15 protein-coding genes are annotated in these 15,187 nt (G+C 42.9%); 11 read left to right on the forward strand and 4 right to left on the reverse strand.

Features of this window, described 5'->3' with window-relative positions:
- Positions 1 to 3 precede the first annotated feature (3 nt).
- Genes L3J70_00585 through L3J70_00620 form a run of 8 tightly spaced genes read left to right on the forward strand, consistent with a single transcriptional unit; the run spans position 4 to position 5,159 of the window.
- Complete coding sequence (locus tag L3J70_00585; protein MCF6234869.1) at positions 4 to 1,011, forward strand: chemotaxis response regulator protein-glutamate methylesterase; 1,008 nt, start codon at positions 4 to 6, stop codon at positions 1,009 to 1,011.
- Between the two features lie 3 nt (positions 1,012 to 1,014).
- The gene (locus tag L3J70_00590; GenBank protein MCF6234870.1) at positions 1,015 to 1,755 is read left to right on the forward strand and encodes a flagellar motor protein; all 741 of its coding nucleotides are present in this window, start codon (positions 1,015 to 1,017) and stop codon (positions 1,753 to 1,755) included.
- Positions 1,756 to 1,800: 45 nt separating this feature from the next.
- Complete coding sequence (motD, locus tag L3J70_00595; GenBank protein MCF6234871.1) at positions 1,801 to 2,628, forward strand: flagellar motor protein MotD; 828 nt, start codon at positions 1,801 to 1,803, stop codon at positions 2,626 to 2,628.
- On the forward strand, positions 2,625 to 3,389 hold the full coding sequence (locus L3J70_00600; GenBank protein MCF6234872.1) for a ParA family protein: 765 nt from the start codon (positions 2,625 to 2,627) through the stop codon (positions 3,387 to 3,389). Before motD ends, L3J70_00600 begins: the two co-directional genes overlap by 4 nt.
- A gap of 5 nt (positions 3,390 to 3,394) precedes the next feature.
- Positions 3,395 to 4,033: a chemotaxis protein CheW gene (locus L3J70_00605; protein ID MCF6234873.1), complete on the forward strand. Its 639-nt coding sequence runs from the start codon at positions 3,395 to 3,397 to the stop codon at positions 4,031 to 4,033.
- Between the two features lie 57 nt (positions 4,034 to 4,090).
- Complete coding sequence (locus L3J70_00610; GenBank protein MCF6234874.1) at positions 4,091 to 4,588, forward strand: chemotaxis protein CheW; 498 nt, start codon at positions 4,091 to 4,093, stop codon at positions 4,586 to 4,588.
- A complete protein-coding gene (locus L3J70_00615; protein MCF6234875.1) occupies positions 4,588 to 4,761 on the forward strand; it encodes a hypothetical protein in 174 nt (57 codons plus the stop codon). The genes L3J70_00610 and L3J70_00615 overlap by 1 nt, the downstream gene beginning before the upstream one ends.
- Positions 4,762 to 4,769: 8 nt before the next feature.
- Positions 4,770 to 5,159 carry a DUF2802 domain-containing protein gene (locus tag L3J70_00620; protein MCF6234876.1) on the forward strand — a complete coding sequence of 130 codons (390 nt, stop codon included), beginning with the start codon at positions 4,770 to 4,772 and terminating at the stop codon, positions 5,157 to 5,159.
- A 19-nt stretch (positions 5,160 to 5,178) separates the two neighbouring features.
- On the opposite strand, the gene flgL is transcribed toward L3J70_00620, so the two are convergent.
- The 3 genes from flgL to flgJ are packed head-to-tail and all read right to left on the reverse strand — an operon-like array spanning position 5,179 to position 9,932.
- Positions 5,179 to 6,738 carry a flagellar hook-associated protein FlgL gene (flgL, locus tag L3J70_00625; protein MCF6234877.1) on the reverse strand — a complete coding sequence of 520 codons (1,560 nt, stop codon included), beginning with the start codon at positions 6,736 to 6,738 and terminating at the stop codon, positions 5,179 to 5,181.
- 5 nt (positions 6,739 to 6,743) lie between these two features.
- Positions 6,744 to 9,005: a flagellar hook-associated protein FlgK gene (flgK, locus tag L3J70_00630; protein ID MCF6234878.1), complete on the reverse strand. Its 2,262-nt coding sequence runs from the start codon at positions 9,003 to 9,005 to the stop codon at positions 6,744 to 6,746.
- 18 nt (positions 9,006 to 9,023) lie between these two features.
- Positions 9,024 to 9,932 carry a flagellar assembly peptidoglycan hydrolase FlgJ gene (flgJ, locus tag L3J70_00635; GenBank protein ID MCF6234879.1) on the reverse strand — a complete coding sequence of 303 codons (909 nt, stop codon included), beginning with the start codon at positions 9,930 to 9,932 and terminating at the stop codon, positions 9,024 to 9,026.
- Positions 9,933 to 10,206: 274 nt separating this feature from the next.
- Here flgJ and L3J70_00640 point away from each other — a divergent pair, with 274 nt between their 5' ends.
- From L3J70_00640 to L3J70_00650, 3 genes are all read left to right on the forward strand, one after another.
- Positions 10,207 to 10,938, forward strand: coding sequence for an SH3 domain-containing protein (locus L3J70_00640; GenBank protein ID MCF6234880.1), 732 nt, complete (start codon positions 10,207 to 10,209; stop codon positions 10,936 to 10,938).
- 235 nt (positions 10,939 to 11,173) lie between these two features.
- Entirely contained in the window at positions 11,174 to 12,820 is a 1,647-nt protein-coding gene (locus L3J70_00645) for a hypothetical protein (GenBank protein MCF6234881.1), read from the forward strand.
- 10 nt (positions 12,821 to 12,830) lie between these two features.
- Positions 12,831 to 14,300: a twin-arginine translocation signal domain-containing protein gene (locus L3J70_00650; protein ID MCF6234882.1), complete on the forward strand. Its 1,470-nt coding sequence runs from the start codon at positions 12,831 to 12,833 to the stop codon at positions 14,298 to 14,300.
- On the opposite strand, the gene L3J70_00655 is transcribed toward L3J70_00650, so the two are convergent.
- The gene (locus L3J70_00655) at positions 14,297 to 15,181 is read right to left on the reverse strand and encodes an FAD:protein FMN transferase (GenBank protein ID MCF6234883.1); all 885 of its coding nucleotides are present in this window, start codon (positions 15,179 to 15,181) and stop codon (positions 14,297 to 14,299) included. The two genes, L3J70_00650 and L3J70_00655, sit on opposite strands and share 4 nt — an antisense overlap.
- Positions 15,182 to 15,187: the final 6 nt, after the last annotated feature.

A 15,187-nucleotide genomic window follows, 5' to 3' on the forward strand; every position in this document is an offset into this window, starting at 1 on the left:
TTCATGGTTAGTGTGTTAGTTGTTGATGATTCAGGGTTTTTTCGTCGCAGAATTATCGAAATTCTAAATGTAGACAGCCATATTAAAGTGATTGGCCAAGCATCTAATGGTGAAGAGGCCGTAAAACTTGTTGCATTATTAAAACCTGATTTGGTCACCATGGATGTTGAGATGCCGGTCATGAATGGTATTGAAGCCGTTCGTCGCATCATGAAATTGAATCCTGTCCCTATTCTAATGCTTTCAACACATACGACCGAGGGTGCTCAATCAACTCTGGATGCACTGGAAGCAGGTGCTGTTGATTTTATCTCCAAGAGCTTTGAAAAAGATAACTCATCATCAGAAGTCGCGTATCGAATGCTGTGTGCTCGAGTGCGTGTTTTGGGTAAGCAACGAGTTACAGAAAAAAAAATTGCTATAAAACCTCAGAAAGTTGATGCAAAAAAACAGGGGCACTATCAAATTGTGGCTATTGGTTGTTCTACAGGAGGGCCTGCTGCATTGCCGAAAGTGTTGTCGGCACTTCCAGCAGATTTTCCTTTGCCTATTTTATTAATGCAACATATGCCCTCTACTTTTACATCTGCTTTTGCACAGCGCTTAAATCAGCTTTGTGCCATTGAGGTTAAAGAAGCCGTTGATGGTGACTGCCTAAAACCGGGCTTGGCACTATTAGCCCCCGGTGGGAAACAGATGACAGTTGAAAGTGGTGTCGTACGTATTATAGAAGGGTTACCCTCTATGCAGTATAGCCCTAGTGTTGACTTTACATTGACAGCACTAGCCAAAGTTTTTCCAAAAAAAGTTTTGGCAATTATATTGACTGGCATGGGCTCTGATGGCTGCGCCGGCGCACGTAAATTAAAAGCTGCAGCATCAACTGTCTGGGCTCAAGATGAAGCGAGCTGTGTTGTTTATGGTATGCCTATGGCTGTATCCAAGGCAGGGCTGGTTGATCAGGTGATACCACTCTCGGAAATTGGAGTGCGTTTGGCCAGGGCAGTTTAATCCTTGGATATTCTCAGTATTGCAGGATTAATTATTGGTATAGGTGCCATTGTGGGTGGCAATATCATGGAGGGAGGGCATACCAGTTCTTTGATGCAATTTACGGCCTTTGTGATCGTGACAGGCGGTACGATTGGAGCGGTTATGATTCAATCTCCTGTTGCTGTTTTTATGCGCGCATTACAAATTTTTCCATGGATTTTTTCCCCCCCTCGATTTGACTATATTAGTGTGATTGAGCAGATGACGGAATGGAGCACAATTGCACGAAAAGAGGGGCTTCTGGGGCTTGAAGCTTTAGCAGAGTCAGAGCCTGATCTGTTTGCACGTAAAGGCCTGCAGTTGCTTGTGGATGGCAGTGAGCCTGAAATGATACGTAAAATTCTGGAAGTTGAACTCACCGCCAAAGAAGATAGAGATATTGAAGCGGCTAAAGTATTTGATGGGTGTGGAGGGTATGCTCCGACCATCGGTATTATCGGGGCAGTGATGGGGTTGATTCATGTGATGAACAACCTGGCTGACCCAACTAAACTCGGTCCTGGAATTGCTGTTGCATTTGTGGCAACAATTTATGGAATCGGGCTAGCCAATCTTGTGTTTTTACCGATGGCGAACAAATTGAAAAGTTTAATTCGTCAGCGCTCCCAGTTTCAGGAAATGCTTATTGATGGCATTGTGGCAATTTCTGAAGGGGAGAATCCAAGGAATATTGAAACTAAACTAAAAGGCTATGTTGTTTGATTAAGCTCTTAAGTAGAGCTTGGTTAAAAGCCAAGCAAGGATGTTATGGCACGTAAAAAAAGACAGGAAGAACACATAAATCATGAACGCTGGTTGATATCGTACGCTGATTTTATAACGCTACTCTTTGCTTTTTTTGTAGTGATGTACTCTGTATCTTCAGTCAATGAAGGTAAATATCGTGTGTTATCTGATTCGTTATCGGCCGCTTTCAGTGACCCTAAGCGCTCTATGGAGCCGATTCAGGTTGGACAAGTTTCAAGAGAAGGGCTGAGCAGTATTTCCACTATAGGTGACGGTCAAGGCAGCGGCCTGTTATCACTGCCTCAAATTCCAAATCTTGATAAAAACCAGACAGAAGCAGATCATCAAAAAGGAAAAGAAGCATTAAACGATATTTCAAGTCTGATTGAGGGGACATTAAGTGACTTTATTGAAAATGGTGATATCGAGATTACCCGTAATGATTTATGGATTGAAATTGATATAAAAAGCAGCCTTCTTTTTCCCAGTGCAATGGCAACTCTTCAGCCTGCTGCAGTAAAAATTCTTAAATCACTCTCTTCTATATTGAAAAGCTATCAAAATCCAATTCATGTTGAGGGTTTCACCGACTCTATTCCAATAAAAACAATTATTTTTCCATCTAACTGGGAGTTGTCGGCTTCACGTGCCGCGAGTGTTGTTCAGCTACTGACACAAACTGGGGTGAACCCCTCAAGAATGGCCGCTATTGGTTACGGGCCCTATCGCCCGATTGCTTCAAATGATACTGCTATAGGGCGTAGTAAAAACCGTCGGATCGTATTAGTTGTTTTAGCTGATGAACGGGTTCAGCGAATTTTAACGGAACAACTAAGGACTAAGCTGTGATCGTCTGGGCGATTGCAAATCAAAAAGGAGGGGTCGGGAAAACCACAACAACGATCTCTTTAGCAGGGCTTTTGGCTCAACAGGGAAAGAGTGTTTTATTAGTTGATCTGGATCCCCATGCTTCATTAACTGCCTATCTTGGCTATCAGCCAGATGAAATAGAGACAGGATGTTATTCACTCTTTATTGACGAAAAAGCTTGCATCAAACCGTTAGTCAACAAAACTGATTTTGAGCAAATTGATATTCTTTGTGGCTCACCGGCACTAGCTACTTTAGAGAGGCAGATGGGAACTCGGCCTGGAAAAGGGTTGATTTTACAGCATGCCATCAAAACCGTTGAATCAGATTACGATTACGTCTTAATAGACTGTCCACCCATCCTGGGGCTGTTGATGGTGAATGCACTAGCCGCCTGCAATTTACTGTTAATTCCGGTACAAACTGAATTTTTGGCTGTCAAGGGTCTTGAGCGTATGGAGCGCACATTGGCCATGATTAATCAATCAAGAAAAAAATCTTTGCCATACATCATTGTGCCGACGATGTTTGATCGTCGTACACGAGCTTCTGTCAAAACATTAAGAGTGTTACGTGACAATTTTAAGAAAAACCTATGGAATAAAGTTATCCCCATTGATACCTTGTTTCGTGAAGCAAGCCAGGCAGGTCAGCCTCTTTCATTTATGGTGCCCAGAGCAAAAGGGGTGATCGCATTTCAGGCATTGTTGAAGTCAATAAACATGCGCAAAGCCGGATGAAACCAGTGGCTCAAAAGGATGTGCTCAAAGTTTATCTTGACTCTTTGTTGCAAGAAGTTTTTCCTGAACCCGACAGGGCAGGCCTGGAGCCGGTTGATCTAAACCTGCGTCAGGTTTTAGAGCCATCCAGCGTAGAAAAAAAAGAACTGGTAGTCGAAAGAAAAACAGTGACTCCCTCATGGGCTCAGACACAGTTTGAAAGTTTGCTGTTTATGGCGGGTGGGCTAAAGCTATCAATTCCATTGATTAAGTCAAATGGAATTCTGGCCTGGAACTCAGTACGTTTAACACCGATGCCTGGTCATAAGCTTTGGTACCTTGGTGTCATGATTCATCAAGGCAAACATGTGAAAATTATTGATGTTCTTAATTTTGTGACACCGATGCACTATAAAGTTAAACCCATTAAAGACCGATTACAGAATATTATACTTATTGATGATGCTAATTGGGGGCTTGCTTGTGATTCTATTGCAGGTACATTGACATTGCAGCCTGATCAGGTGCAATGGCGAACAACGCAAAGCAAGCGCCCCTGGCTCTGTGGCACCGCCATCGAGCAGATGTGTGCATTGCTGGATCCCGATGAGTTTGCACGTTCCTTATCAAATAACAAGCATGAGAAGGAATCAATTATTTCGTGATCGTTCCTTATGAGTGATTACGATGTACTAAGTTTTTACATAAATCAGGAGTAAAAAATGAATCAGGCAGCAACCACAGCAAATAACACACAAAATGCATCAGATGACCTTGTTACTCAATGGGTGACTTTCTGTATGGATGGAGAGACCTACGGTATTAATGTGATGCAAGTGCAGGAGGTGTTGCGTGTTCCGGATATTGCACCCGTTCCAGGCGCGCCTGCCTATGTATTAGGAATTGTTAATTTACGCGGTAATGTTGTCACGGTGCTTGATACACGTCAGCGTTTTGGCTTGATGCAAAAAGAGAATGATGATTCAACACGAATTGTTATTGTGGAGACGGGCAAAAAAGTGGTGGGTATTTTAGTGGACAGTGTTGCAGAGGTGGTTTATCTGCATGCCTCGGATATAGAAAGTACGCCTTCAGTCAGTAATGACGATAGTGCAAAATATATTCAGGGTGTTTGCAACCATGAAAATAAGTTGCTGATTCTGGTTGATCTTGGTAAGTTGCTGACCACAGAAGAGTGGAGTGATATGGCGGATATGTAATGGCAGGTGAAGTCGATGCTGTGGGGCCTGTATGGCCTAAGCGCCCTGGGCAAAAAACTGGGCCTCGTAAAAAACTGCACGACCGTCCACTTAAAAAACGATCTGGACCCAAGCCTGAAAAAGGCCAAAAGAAAATCAATAAAAGCAACCATGCTATTGATGAATATGTTTAGCCTAAATTATGCATAGTTTTATTTGTATTTTATTCGCTGTATCACTGGCCGTACTTCTGGGAGGACTTTATGTCCAGTGGAAAAAAGGGCAGCGTTTAGAGGAGCGCATAAAGAGTTTACAAAGTGATATGAGCGCTTTGAGTCTGGGAGCGCTCGGCATGAGTCAGCATCTGGATGCTATGTCTCAAAAACAGCAAAAGATCATTGAACAACAAGCGACACAACGTGCCTCTGTTCCTCTTGTTATTGGTGATGTTGAAAAGCTCTATCAATCTGCAATTGTCCGAGTAAAAGAGGGAGCATCAGTTGATGAGCTGATTTCGCAATGTCACTTGGCCAGAGAAGAGGCAGAGTTAATTAAAATGATTCATAGTCTGGACCAGAAACAAACCAAGTAAAACCTATTTCCAAAAGGGGCTATCGAATATAGTTAAACAGTGACAGCCCCTGAACTTTTGTGAATGATTGGTAAGCCGCTTCAAGCCCTGTCAGTTGTGCTTGAAAGCGCGATATGACCTCAGCATAATCAATATCTTTTAGTTCTGACACCTGAGATTTCATATTGAGCAGAAAATCCTCATTACTGCTTTGCTGATTTTCAACCGTTGAAAGGCGAGTGCCTGTGCTGGTTCGAACCATGCTGATGTTGGTCATGGCTTTATCCAGGCTGGTGAGTGCACTGTTAACACCGTTATTCAGTGTTGCACCTTCTGAGCTTTCAAGTGTTGTAATTAACTTGTCAATGGTTGTAAAAATATCTTGCCTGGAAGATGGATTGATGGTGAATTGGTCACCTGTTTCAGGTTGGCCACTAATTTCTGTTTGAATTCCTGAGAACGATATGGCCTGCCCTGATTGATAATCTCCACTTGAAACAACGTTGCCACTACTGCTGGTTACAACATAGCTGTTGGCTTCATTTTCAAAAGTAATTGTATTACTTGCTCCAGATGCCCCTGTGAGTATTGATCCGAAATAGCCGGTCATGCGATCTGCATCTTCTGGCGCTCCGGCCGTTGTATTGAGTGTTTCACTGAGTTCGATCGGCTCTGAGCGAGGAGGAATGTTTGAGAGTAGCAACTTGTCATTATCAACATAGGCTCTAACACTCGTGGTGGCACTCTCATCATTAATAAAATCAGCAAGCTCTGATAAATTGCTCAGTGGGGCAGAGCCTTCATTTTGGCTGTATACAAGCGAGCCATTAATTCGTAGTTCATACTCTAATGTATTGCCGACATTACCGTCAGTAATCGTGCCCACTGCGCCATCGGCAGTCGCTGATGCATTGACTGCCATTGTGACTTGATAACGATCACTATCATACGCAGATGAATTGACAACGGTGCCCGGGTCAATGATACCGGATCCTTGATTTAATGCCGCAGCACCGACTTCAAAAGTACCATTGCCAGTATCTATGGCACGAAAAACCTCGCTACCACTATGGCCGATTGCAATTTGTCGTGTATTGCTGATTTGTAAGAAACGCTGATTTTCATCACCATTATATTTAAATGAGCCATCGGCTTCACGGCTAAAAGGCAGTGTTTGGCTCTTGAATCCTGAAAACAGGTATTCACCATTGGCTGTTTTACTGTTGGCTAAATCAAGAAGTGCATCAAGGGTTTCGCGAAGCTCTGTTGCAATCATTGCACGCGTTTCAGGTGTTTGTGTGGCGTTGTTGGCTTGCAACGTCAACTCTTTTACCCGCAGTAAATTATTTCCCACGCTATCAAGCACACTCTCTTCAAATGAAAGGCGGTTTTTTAAAAGATTTGAGTTGGTTTGATATTGGTTGGTTGACTCAATGGCTTGATTGAGTTTAAGAATACTTGCGGCAGCGATAGGATCATCTGAGGCTTTCGAAAATTTTTGCCCCGTGCTGAGCTGCATCTGTGTTTGATTTAATGCTGATTGAAGGTCACTGATTGTTCGACCTTGTTGTTGATAAAATTGAGGGGTAGATATGCGCATTGCGATCACCTGACTGCATTAAGTAAAGTATCAAACATCGAATTAGCTACGCTGATGACCTGGGCAGAAGCTTGGTAGGCTTGCTCATAGCGCATCAGGTTTGCCGCCTCCTCATCCAGATTAACACCTGACTTGGCATCTCTGGCTTGCTGGCTTTGAACAAGCAGGGCGGATTGTGTCTCCAAATTTATATTGGCCTGTTGTGTATTGGAGCCCACTTTACTGGCCATTTGGCCATAAACATCTCCAAAAGTTGTGGTGCCGCTGTTCATCATTTGAAGTGATTGCAAGTCTGCCATTTTCATTATATTGCGGTTATCACCTACGCCACTTTGATTGAGGTTTACACTAAAAGTATCTCCCGAATTTGGAAACCCCGTGACAGATGTTGATATGCCATTGAACGTGATCTCTGATCCCGTTACGTATGCACTGCTTGTGATTGGAGTGTTTGTGTCATCAAATACAATATAACTGTCTGCATCTTTGTTGAAAGTCGTAGTGACTTCAGGGTTGCTTTGTCCTGTCAGAGTCGCTCCGAAATAACCTGTGATGGTATCGCCATCTTCAATAGTACCGTTTGTGGTGGATAAAGTTTCTGTTACGCTGATGGCACGAGGGGAGGGGGGATCATTGGCTAGAAAAAGTTGACCATTATCAACATAAGATTTTACGCCTGTATTGGCTGTATCAAGATTAATCTCAGCACTGAGTGCACCCAGGTCTGCCAATGCGGTTCCCGCTTCATTTTGAATATAAATGGGAACATCATTAATTTTTAATTCATACTGTAGATCGCTATCGTTACCATTATCCACAATCGTGCCATGTGTTGCGCCCGCATCTGCAACTGCACCTGAACGAGTGGCCATCTGTACCGTGTAATTACCGGCAATAAATGTTGTTGAATCAGCAATGCTTGCATCGCCTGCAACCCCTGCGCCCGTATTTTCAAACGCAGCGGCACTCACTAAAGGTGCCGCCGCTGCAATATCGTTCACATTAGTGATAGCGACCCCCATAGTCGTCGCTGCATTGCGAGTCGGCTGTATCAACATGCGGTCACCGATCGCCATACCACCCGAATTGAGACTCAACTCAACGCCATCAATTGTTTCTGGATTGGCAGGAAATTGACTTAGCTTTGTAACTTGCTGATCTGACATACGAGTCAGTTGATAGCCTTCAGTCGTTCGTTCCAGTGAATAATCACTGCCTGTCAGCTGATTAGGGTCAGAAATTGAAGCATCAATAATTGCGCTGCCTCGGTTGCTTTCATGCGTTAATACACTGATGCTGGATAGGTCGATTGGTGTGAAAAAATCACCTCCTGCTCGACCGTTCAAGTCAATACCTGCCCGATTTTGTTCATTAAATGCAGAGGTCACACCTATGGCCATCATACCCAGTGTGTTGCGAGTGTCGTTGAGTACTTGGCTGCGAAAATCAAGGACACCCCCGATCTCTCCGCTGCCTCTCATCAAGTCAGAGATATTTACTTTTCCGCCTGCAGAATCAATCATAATTTCTGACTGAGATGGATCAAAACCGTTGCGTTCTGTGCTTAAATTAAAAGAATCAAAACCAGCCACTACGGCTTGACCGCTGCCGATGAATACATTCATGGCTCCATCTTTTTGTATAACAGTTGTCACCTGAGTCAGTTCTGACAGCTCTTGAATCATCTGGTCTCGTTGGTCGAGTAAAGTATTAGGCTCGGAGAGTCCGCTTGCCTGAGTGTTAAAAATTCGTTGATTAATATCAGCAATGCCGCCAGACAAGCTATTAATTTTCCCCGTTAAGGTATTTAACTTGCCATTAAGGCCATTGTTAAGTTGATCCAATCGCTCACCAAGCGAGTTAAAATTACCGGCCAGAGTTTCTGCTTCACTTAATAATGTTTGGCGTGCGGTGGGGGATGCGGGATCATTTGATACGGTTTGTATGGCATTAAAAAATCGCTGCATACCCGGCATAATTCCAGCCTGTGCATCGGAGAGGTTATTATCAACCTGGCCTGAAAGTTCAGAAAAGCTTTTTAGATAACTGGTGCTTGAAGTATTGCTACGGACTTGGTTGCTGATAAAGCTATCATAAGAGCGTCTGGCATTAACCTCCGGCAGCTCGCCTTCCAGAGAAAAGTTAGCACGCTGACGGCTATAGCCTTCAGTATTTACATTTGCAATATTATTGCTTGTGATGTCGAGGGCTCGCCGGTTTGCATTTAGCCCCGCAATACCCGCACCAAACATTCCAATGCTCGCCATACATCTGACCCCACTATATTATAAAACTGCAGAAAACGCGCTGTTTTTCATGACTGCCATAATTTTTTGGGCATAGGCTGGGTCAGTGGCATAACCGGACTCCTGCAACGCAGTCGCAAAACTTTGTGAGCTGCGTCCCACTTTTAATACTTCGGCATATCGAGGGTTTTCTTTTAAAAATTTTGCATAGTCGTCAAAACTTTCGTTATACGACGAATAGGAACGAAACTGTGCTCGTTCACGCTCGGCGATGCCATCCTTATATTCCAGCGTTGAAACAGTGGCTCTCTCTCCTTGCCATGAAGCATTGGCCTTGATGCCAAATAAATTAAAGCTGTTACTGCCATCTGAATGCTTGATAACCGATTTTCCCCAGCCTGTTTCTAAAGCGGCTTGTGCCAAAATTGCTTGTGGTGAAATGTTTAGCTTCTCTCCTGCTTGCTGGGCTAATGGCCATAAATCACGAACAAATTCTGCGGGCGACTCAAAGGCCGCTGTTGTGATTTTAGATGCAGGGGCAGGGGCAGGTTTAGATTGATCGATGGGTGTGACTGAAGCTGGAGGCCGCTGTGGGGGTTTAAGCTCATGTGTTGAATTTGGTGATACCTGTGTATCGAAACCCGCAGTCACTGAGAGTTGTCTGATTAATATCTCAGCCAACCCCAGATTGTAACCACTATTCGATGATGAACTGAGTTGCTGGTCGAGCATTCCCTGAAAAAGTTTGCTCTGATCAGTATCAAAAATTCCATCCCCCAAACTTGCAGATCTCATGCTCTTCAGCATCATATTCATGAATATGGATTCAAACTGTTTAGCGGCTGCTTTAAGTGTTTCAGGGGTTTGTTCTTTTGCGTTGCTCTGCCTTAATTGTTGCAAACCTTTAGGGTCGGTCGCAAGGCTTGATATATCGAATTCTTTTATCATGAATATGAGTAACTCGTTATAGTTCTATACTCAAACTTAGAAAAAATCGTAATAGTGAAGTCTGTCCCACACTGTTTTTTTCATAACTGATACACTCCTTTTTGATTGTTTCATCTGAACTTAATACTTTGATATCGACCTGAAAAAATAAGTGTTTAATATTCTTACTCTGGAATTCATAGCAACAAAGCTATTTTTCAGCTATCTTAAAGGCAATACTTCCAATGAAAACGAGAAAGTTATGTTGAAAAATCGATCAATAATGAATCATTTTATGGCACGAGTGATAACAATGTTGGTAACAGCGTTTTTAACTCTCTCTTGTGCGAGTACTCCGCAGAACAAATTAGCGGAGCCCAATAATTTTACCTTTGAAAACTATGACTTTTTAGTTGTAAAAAAGAGTACATCACTATCTGATATTGATATTGAGTTTGGTGACTTGATGAAAATTTACAATATGAAAGTTATCACTGTAAATGAATATGAAAATATGGTGTCGGAAAACCAAAAAAGAACACTTTTTACGAAAATTTATTTAGATAATAAAACAGAAAAAAGTCAGTTAATTGTTTTATTTAAAGATTCTGTTACAGGAGAAGAGAAAAGAAGTTTTAGCGGGCACGCTGAAGGTGATATGTACAACAGCAAGGATCGGTCAAAAGCACTTCAAACGGTCTCAAATAAAGTTATCAAAGAACTCAAAGAAGATAAAGGATTATTGGCTAATAAAAGCAATATGTTAGCCGAAGAACGTGAAGCTATTTTACCTGGTGTAAAATCAAACAAGACAGATTTTTTAACAAAAAGTTATATCGTTACAGCAGACACATTGAATGTCAGAAAAGCTCCGGTAGTAGGACTTGATATCATTGAAAAAGTAAAAAAAGGTCACATTTTAACAAAGATATCCTCACTGTTAGGTTGGGTTAAAGTAGAACTTCCTTCTGGAAATATCGGGTGGGTGTCTATGAAGTATTTGCAACCGATTGATGAATCCCAGTAGGTCGATACTCCGCCGCTGATCTTGATCTTAAATATATAAAGAAAAACTAAAATCAGCCGACTTTAGCTCCATAGCTTTACCTCTTTCAATATGAATATTCGCTGACCAGAATATGAATAATGTATTTTTGAAATTTGTGAGGGCATACACATAATTTTTAGTATTCCATAGTTATAGTTATTCATAGTTACATAATTAGTTGTGTAGATGGTTAAATTATTAATAAAGGAATCACATGCGCATTAAATATTTGTTTGTCAGCCTTTTACCTTTAGCTGTATTGATGTCCGGCTGTGAAGTAGAGCTTCCTAGCAAGGTTTTGCAAGAGGAGTTTCAGATCGTCGGTTATGCCACTCCGCTTTCTGATCAGGAGTTTTCCAGTCTTGATGCCGAAGAGCAATATCGGGTGGCTAATAAATTACTGGGCACCATGTATCGTGGTGTTGCTGTTGCTGATTTTTTTGATATTTCCAAAGGGATGGGTACATTGGCGCTGAAGGAGGAACGTGGTTTTATATCTTCCACAAAAACAGCGCTATCCGAACCTTTAGAAGAGGATGTTAAAAAGCAGCAAGACATGCTGATCAATGGTGATAACGAGGCTGGAATAGAAGCACGATTCAATTTTAGCAGGAATAGAGAAGCTAAGGAACGTCCGTTAGCTCAGATATATCAGTACCCCCTGAGTAAGGATATGTTCGATCACTGGATTGCCTGGCACCTTGCTAACACGATATTGTTCTCTCCGGCGGAGGAAATTGAGAGTGCTGGTATTAATGATGTTAAAAAAGTCTATGACAAACTGATCTATGACCTGCGCAATGATGTCACAATTCGGCAGACTATTTTACGCCATCAGCTCACACAGGAAAACTGGCGTCGTTTCCGTTCGCCGGAAGATAATACCCGTGAAATGATTGAGATTTATCTGGGATTGTTCGACCGGGATGAAGATGTTGCACGGGCTTCTATTGCTTGCCAAGATTGGTATCTTACAGATGAAGCTAACAACTATGAACTGCAGCTCACAGGTGACCCCAATACCGAACCCCAGTTAGTGCTTGATTCCTATTATGTGACCAGCTGTAAAGATTTTTATAGTGTGATTGCAAATCACCCATTAGTGATTGGGCGGGTGATCACTGTTCTGGTGGAGTATTTCTTTGCAGGGCGCAGCAATGCGGATCGCTTACAAATAGTGAAGTCCATTGCTGATGCTAATCCTGTGACGTTCCAGCAAATTTTCATGGGAATACTGTTTTCTCGTGAATACCTATTGAATACGGAGCGCCCTAAATCATTTGAAGAGAATTTTTTCGGTACTGCGCACCGACTTAAATGGAATCCACACATAAATATATTTCGAGGGATGGTATCAGCTCAAGCAGGAGAGTTTGTGAGTAATACTTATTTGAATGAAATGAGCTGGCCTACTATGTCGTTAAAGCTGGGTCGGTTGTTTGGTATTCCGATGGATTCACTGAGTTTTTCCAACCATCACAAAGGATACAGGGAGACGCTGCTTACTTCTGAAATAGGGCGTTGGAATAAAGGGTTGGGGGTTGTTGCCGTAGGTGAGCGGGATGACAGTGCAACAACTGAAGAGCAGCTTCAGTACGAAAAAACACAAAAAATGTTTGCCATTGTAGAGGGCATGAGCATCAATGAGTATATTGATTATCTGTTTTTAACTGTGGCTTCACGCCGAGCAAGTAGTGCTGAACAGACTGCATTGACCAATATTGCCCGTGATGCCGAGTATCTAATCATGGAGAATGGTAATGAGGCATTTAAAAGTTGGGCTATTGATGATTTTGCCAGACTGACTTTTGATTACATTTCCAGACTGCCTGAATCCTATTATTTCAAAGTGATTAACTAAGGACACCCCCATGAGAAGAAGAAACTTTATTAAATCAATGGGTGCATTGGGTGCGACTGCCAGTCTGCCTGCAATGTTTTTCAATGACTCATTCATCAAACGAGCAGCGGCAGCACCGATGCTTGATGAGGTCAACTTTTTAGCCCCAGCTGTTATGCCACAGGTTATTAATATCTTTCTTTATGGAGGGGCTTCCGAACTGGCAGGTAATTTGACCAATATTGAAGATATTGATGCTAACTCACAGAACCGTTACCCGAGCAGATTATTAGAGCCGACAACGGATGAAGTGAGGGGAATAACGCGTAATGGACTGTGGAGTGATGCAGGGGGTGATGCCATGGAAGATATGTTGGCCTCAGAAGATATGTCAATTTACCGAACTGTTTATCGCCGTAAAAATAATACTCGCTCACACCGACCCAGCATTTTTTCCTGTCTTACGGGAAATCTGGATATCAATAATAGCCCAGGTATGGGCACTACCCTCGCCGCAGTTTTGTACAAAAATCGCGACAATTTGCTTAATAAACCAATAGATGAGTATAGGTTGCCATTTGTTTCATTTGAGGGGGCTTCGACCGCTTTTATGAGCGATAAAAACAACCCACTGCCATTGGCAATGCGTTATATCAGCTTGAACCAAAGGTTTGATAACCCCTATAGTCGTGATACTCGTTATAATCGAAATAATTTTGATGCTGAGCTGGAAAGTCTGGTTTCACAGATGAACATTGAGGGTATTAACAAGCGCTACTCTAAAGCATTTGATGGCTTCAAAACACGCAGGGATATGGAAGAACTTATTGGAGAGTTTGCCACAGCGCTTAATGATACGCCGCTTCCGGGGCTTCCCGAGGGGGATGTTGATGCGGGAGAAGACGGGGTTTTGCAATACCCTGATACCCCCCATAGAGATAGGGTGAAAGCGGCTGTCACATTGGCTATTGCTAACCCTGATAGTTTGTTTATTACAGTGGGTGGTGGCTTGGGGGGGTGGGATGATCATGACTCTGCCATTGATGAGTATACCGACCGAATGGAGTCTTTAATGACAACCCTGCGCGCTGCAACCAAACATATTAAATACGCAACTCGTCCTGATGGCACCAGCACAGGAAACATTATTATCAATGTATTCGGTGATTTTGGTCGTAATGTTAACTTGAACAATTCCAGGGGTTGGGATCATGGCAATAATCAAAACCTTTATACCTTTGGTGGTAAGGATATTCGTCCGGGTACGTTAGGTAAAATTGTTGGAAAAACAGAGCGTTTTGGTGATTCAAAACAGAACCGCCAGTTTACCAGGCCGACTGAAGATAGTTATGATTTTGAACCGACTGCCATTGCTGCAACGATGTACTCATATTTTGGTGTGCAGAATCCTAAAGTATTGACTCGAGATGATGAACATTATCCTGATGGAGTGAATAAAATTGACGAAAACGTTGCTGGAGAGGATCCAATGTTTTCTTAAAGGCACCAAAAATCAACCTCCTGAGCTTCAAGAAAACTACGAGCTTGGCTGCCCTGCAACATCGCCATGGTTGAGAGCATTCCAGCTTCCAAGCAGGTATTAGCAATAACGGTAATGGCTTTGGGGGTATCCGGAGCCGGCCAGCCAGTCGTTGGATCCAGAATATGACTGTAACGAACACCCTCTTTAAGCAAGTAGCGCCGTGCATCACCGCTGGTTGCCAGTCCGCCTTTTGATAGATTGACTGCGCCAATTTGCTTGACTCCGGTTGCTTCTGGATCATCAACTCCTACGCCCCATGGCTCTCCATTTTGTTGTGGGCCCAGAGCGTATAAATCCCCGCCATAGTTGATGAGTACTCCCGTCTTTAGTCTCTTGAAGATCAATTTGGCCGTCTGATCGACAGCGTATTCCTTACCAATACCACCCAGGTCAATTTCCATTCCAGTGGGGAGGGTGATTGTTGATTCAAACCATTTGACCTTACTCCAACCGATACGTGGCAAGATGGCTTCAACAGCGGTTGAGTCGGGAATATTGTCACTGCCATCAAACGTCCAGACTTCACGCAGCACCCCAGATGTGATATCAAACTTGTGTTCACTGAGTTGATAACATTGCTCGGCAAAATTGAGTAAATGGGCAGTCTCTTTATCCACTAAAACGGGGGTGCCGTTACTTTGATTTATTTGGTAAATACAGTTGTCTGCACGGTAGCGACTGAATTTTTTTTCGATGCGTTTTGCTTCGGTATAGCTTTGTTGTAAAAGCTCTCTGGCTAGAGAGCGATTTTCAGTTGCGAACAGGATTTCACAGGGGCTGGCCATGGCGTGGAAAAATCCGCGCCAGTAACCTTTTTCTTTAGTCAGTCTAGGAGGCAAGACTCT

The organism is Gammaproteobacteria bacterium, from assembly GCA_021648145.1.
Taxonomy (GTDB): Bacteria; Pseudomonadota; Gammaproteobacteria; order JAADGQ01; family JAADGQ01; genus S141-38.

Coding starts and splice junctions, on each gene's coding strand:
- L3J70_00585 (MCF6234869.1), top strand. CDS start 4: ATGGTTAGTGTGTTAGTTGTTGATGATTCAGGGTTTTTTCGTCGCAGA.
- motD (MCF6234871.1), top strand. CDS start 1,801: ATGGCACGTAAAAAAAGACAGGAAGAACACATAAATCATGAACGCTGG.
- L3J70_00610 (MCF6234874.1), top strand. CDS start 4,091: ATGAATCAGGCAGCAACCACAGCAAATAACACACAAAATGCATCAGAT.
- L3J70_00615 (MCF6234875.1), top strand. CDS start 4,588: ATGGCAGGTGAAGTCGATGCTGTGGGGCCTGTATGGCCTAAGCGCCCT.
- L3J70_00620 (MCF6234876.1), top strand. CDS start 4,770: ATGCATAGTTTTATTTGTATTTTATTCGCTGTATCACTGGCCGTACTT.
- flgL (MCF6234877.1), bottom strand. CDS start 6,738: ATGCGCATATCTACCCCTCAATTTTATCAACAACAAGGTCGAACAATC.
- flgK (MCF6234878.1), bottom strand. CDS start 9,005: ATGGCGAGCATTGGAATGTTTGGTGCGGGTATTGCGGGGCTAAATGCA.
- flgJ (MCF6234879.1), bottom strand. CDS start 9,932: ATGATAAAAGAATTCGATATATCAAGCCTTGCGACCGACCCTAAAGGT.
- L3J70_00640 (MCF6234880.1), top strand. CDS start 10,207: ATGGCACGAGTGATAACAATGTTGGTAACAGCGTTTTTAACTCTCTCT.
- L3J70_00645 (MCF6234881.1), top strand. CDS start 11,174: ATGCGCATTAAATATTTGTTTGTCAGCCTTTTACCTTTAGCTGTATTG.
- L3J70_00650 (MCF6234882.1), top strand. CDS start 12,831: ATGAGAAGAAGAAACTTTATTAAATCAATGGGTGCATTGGGTGCGACT.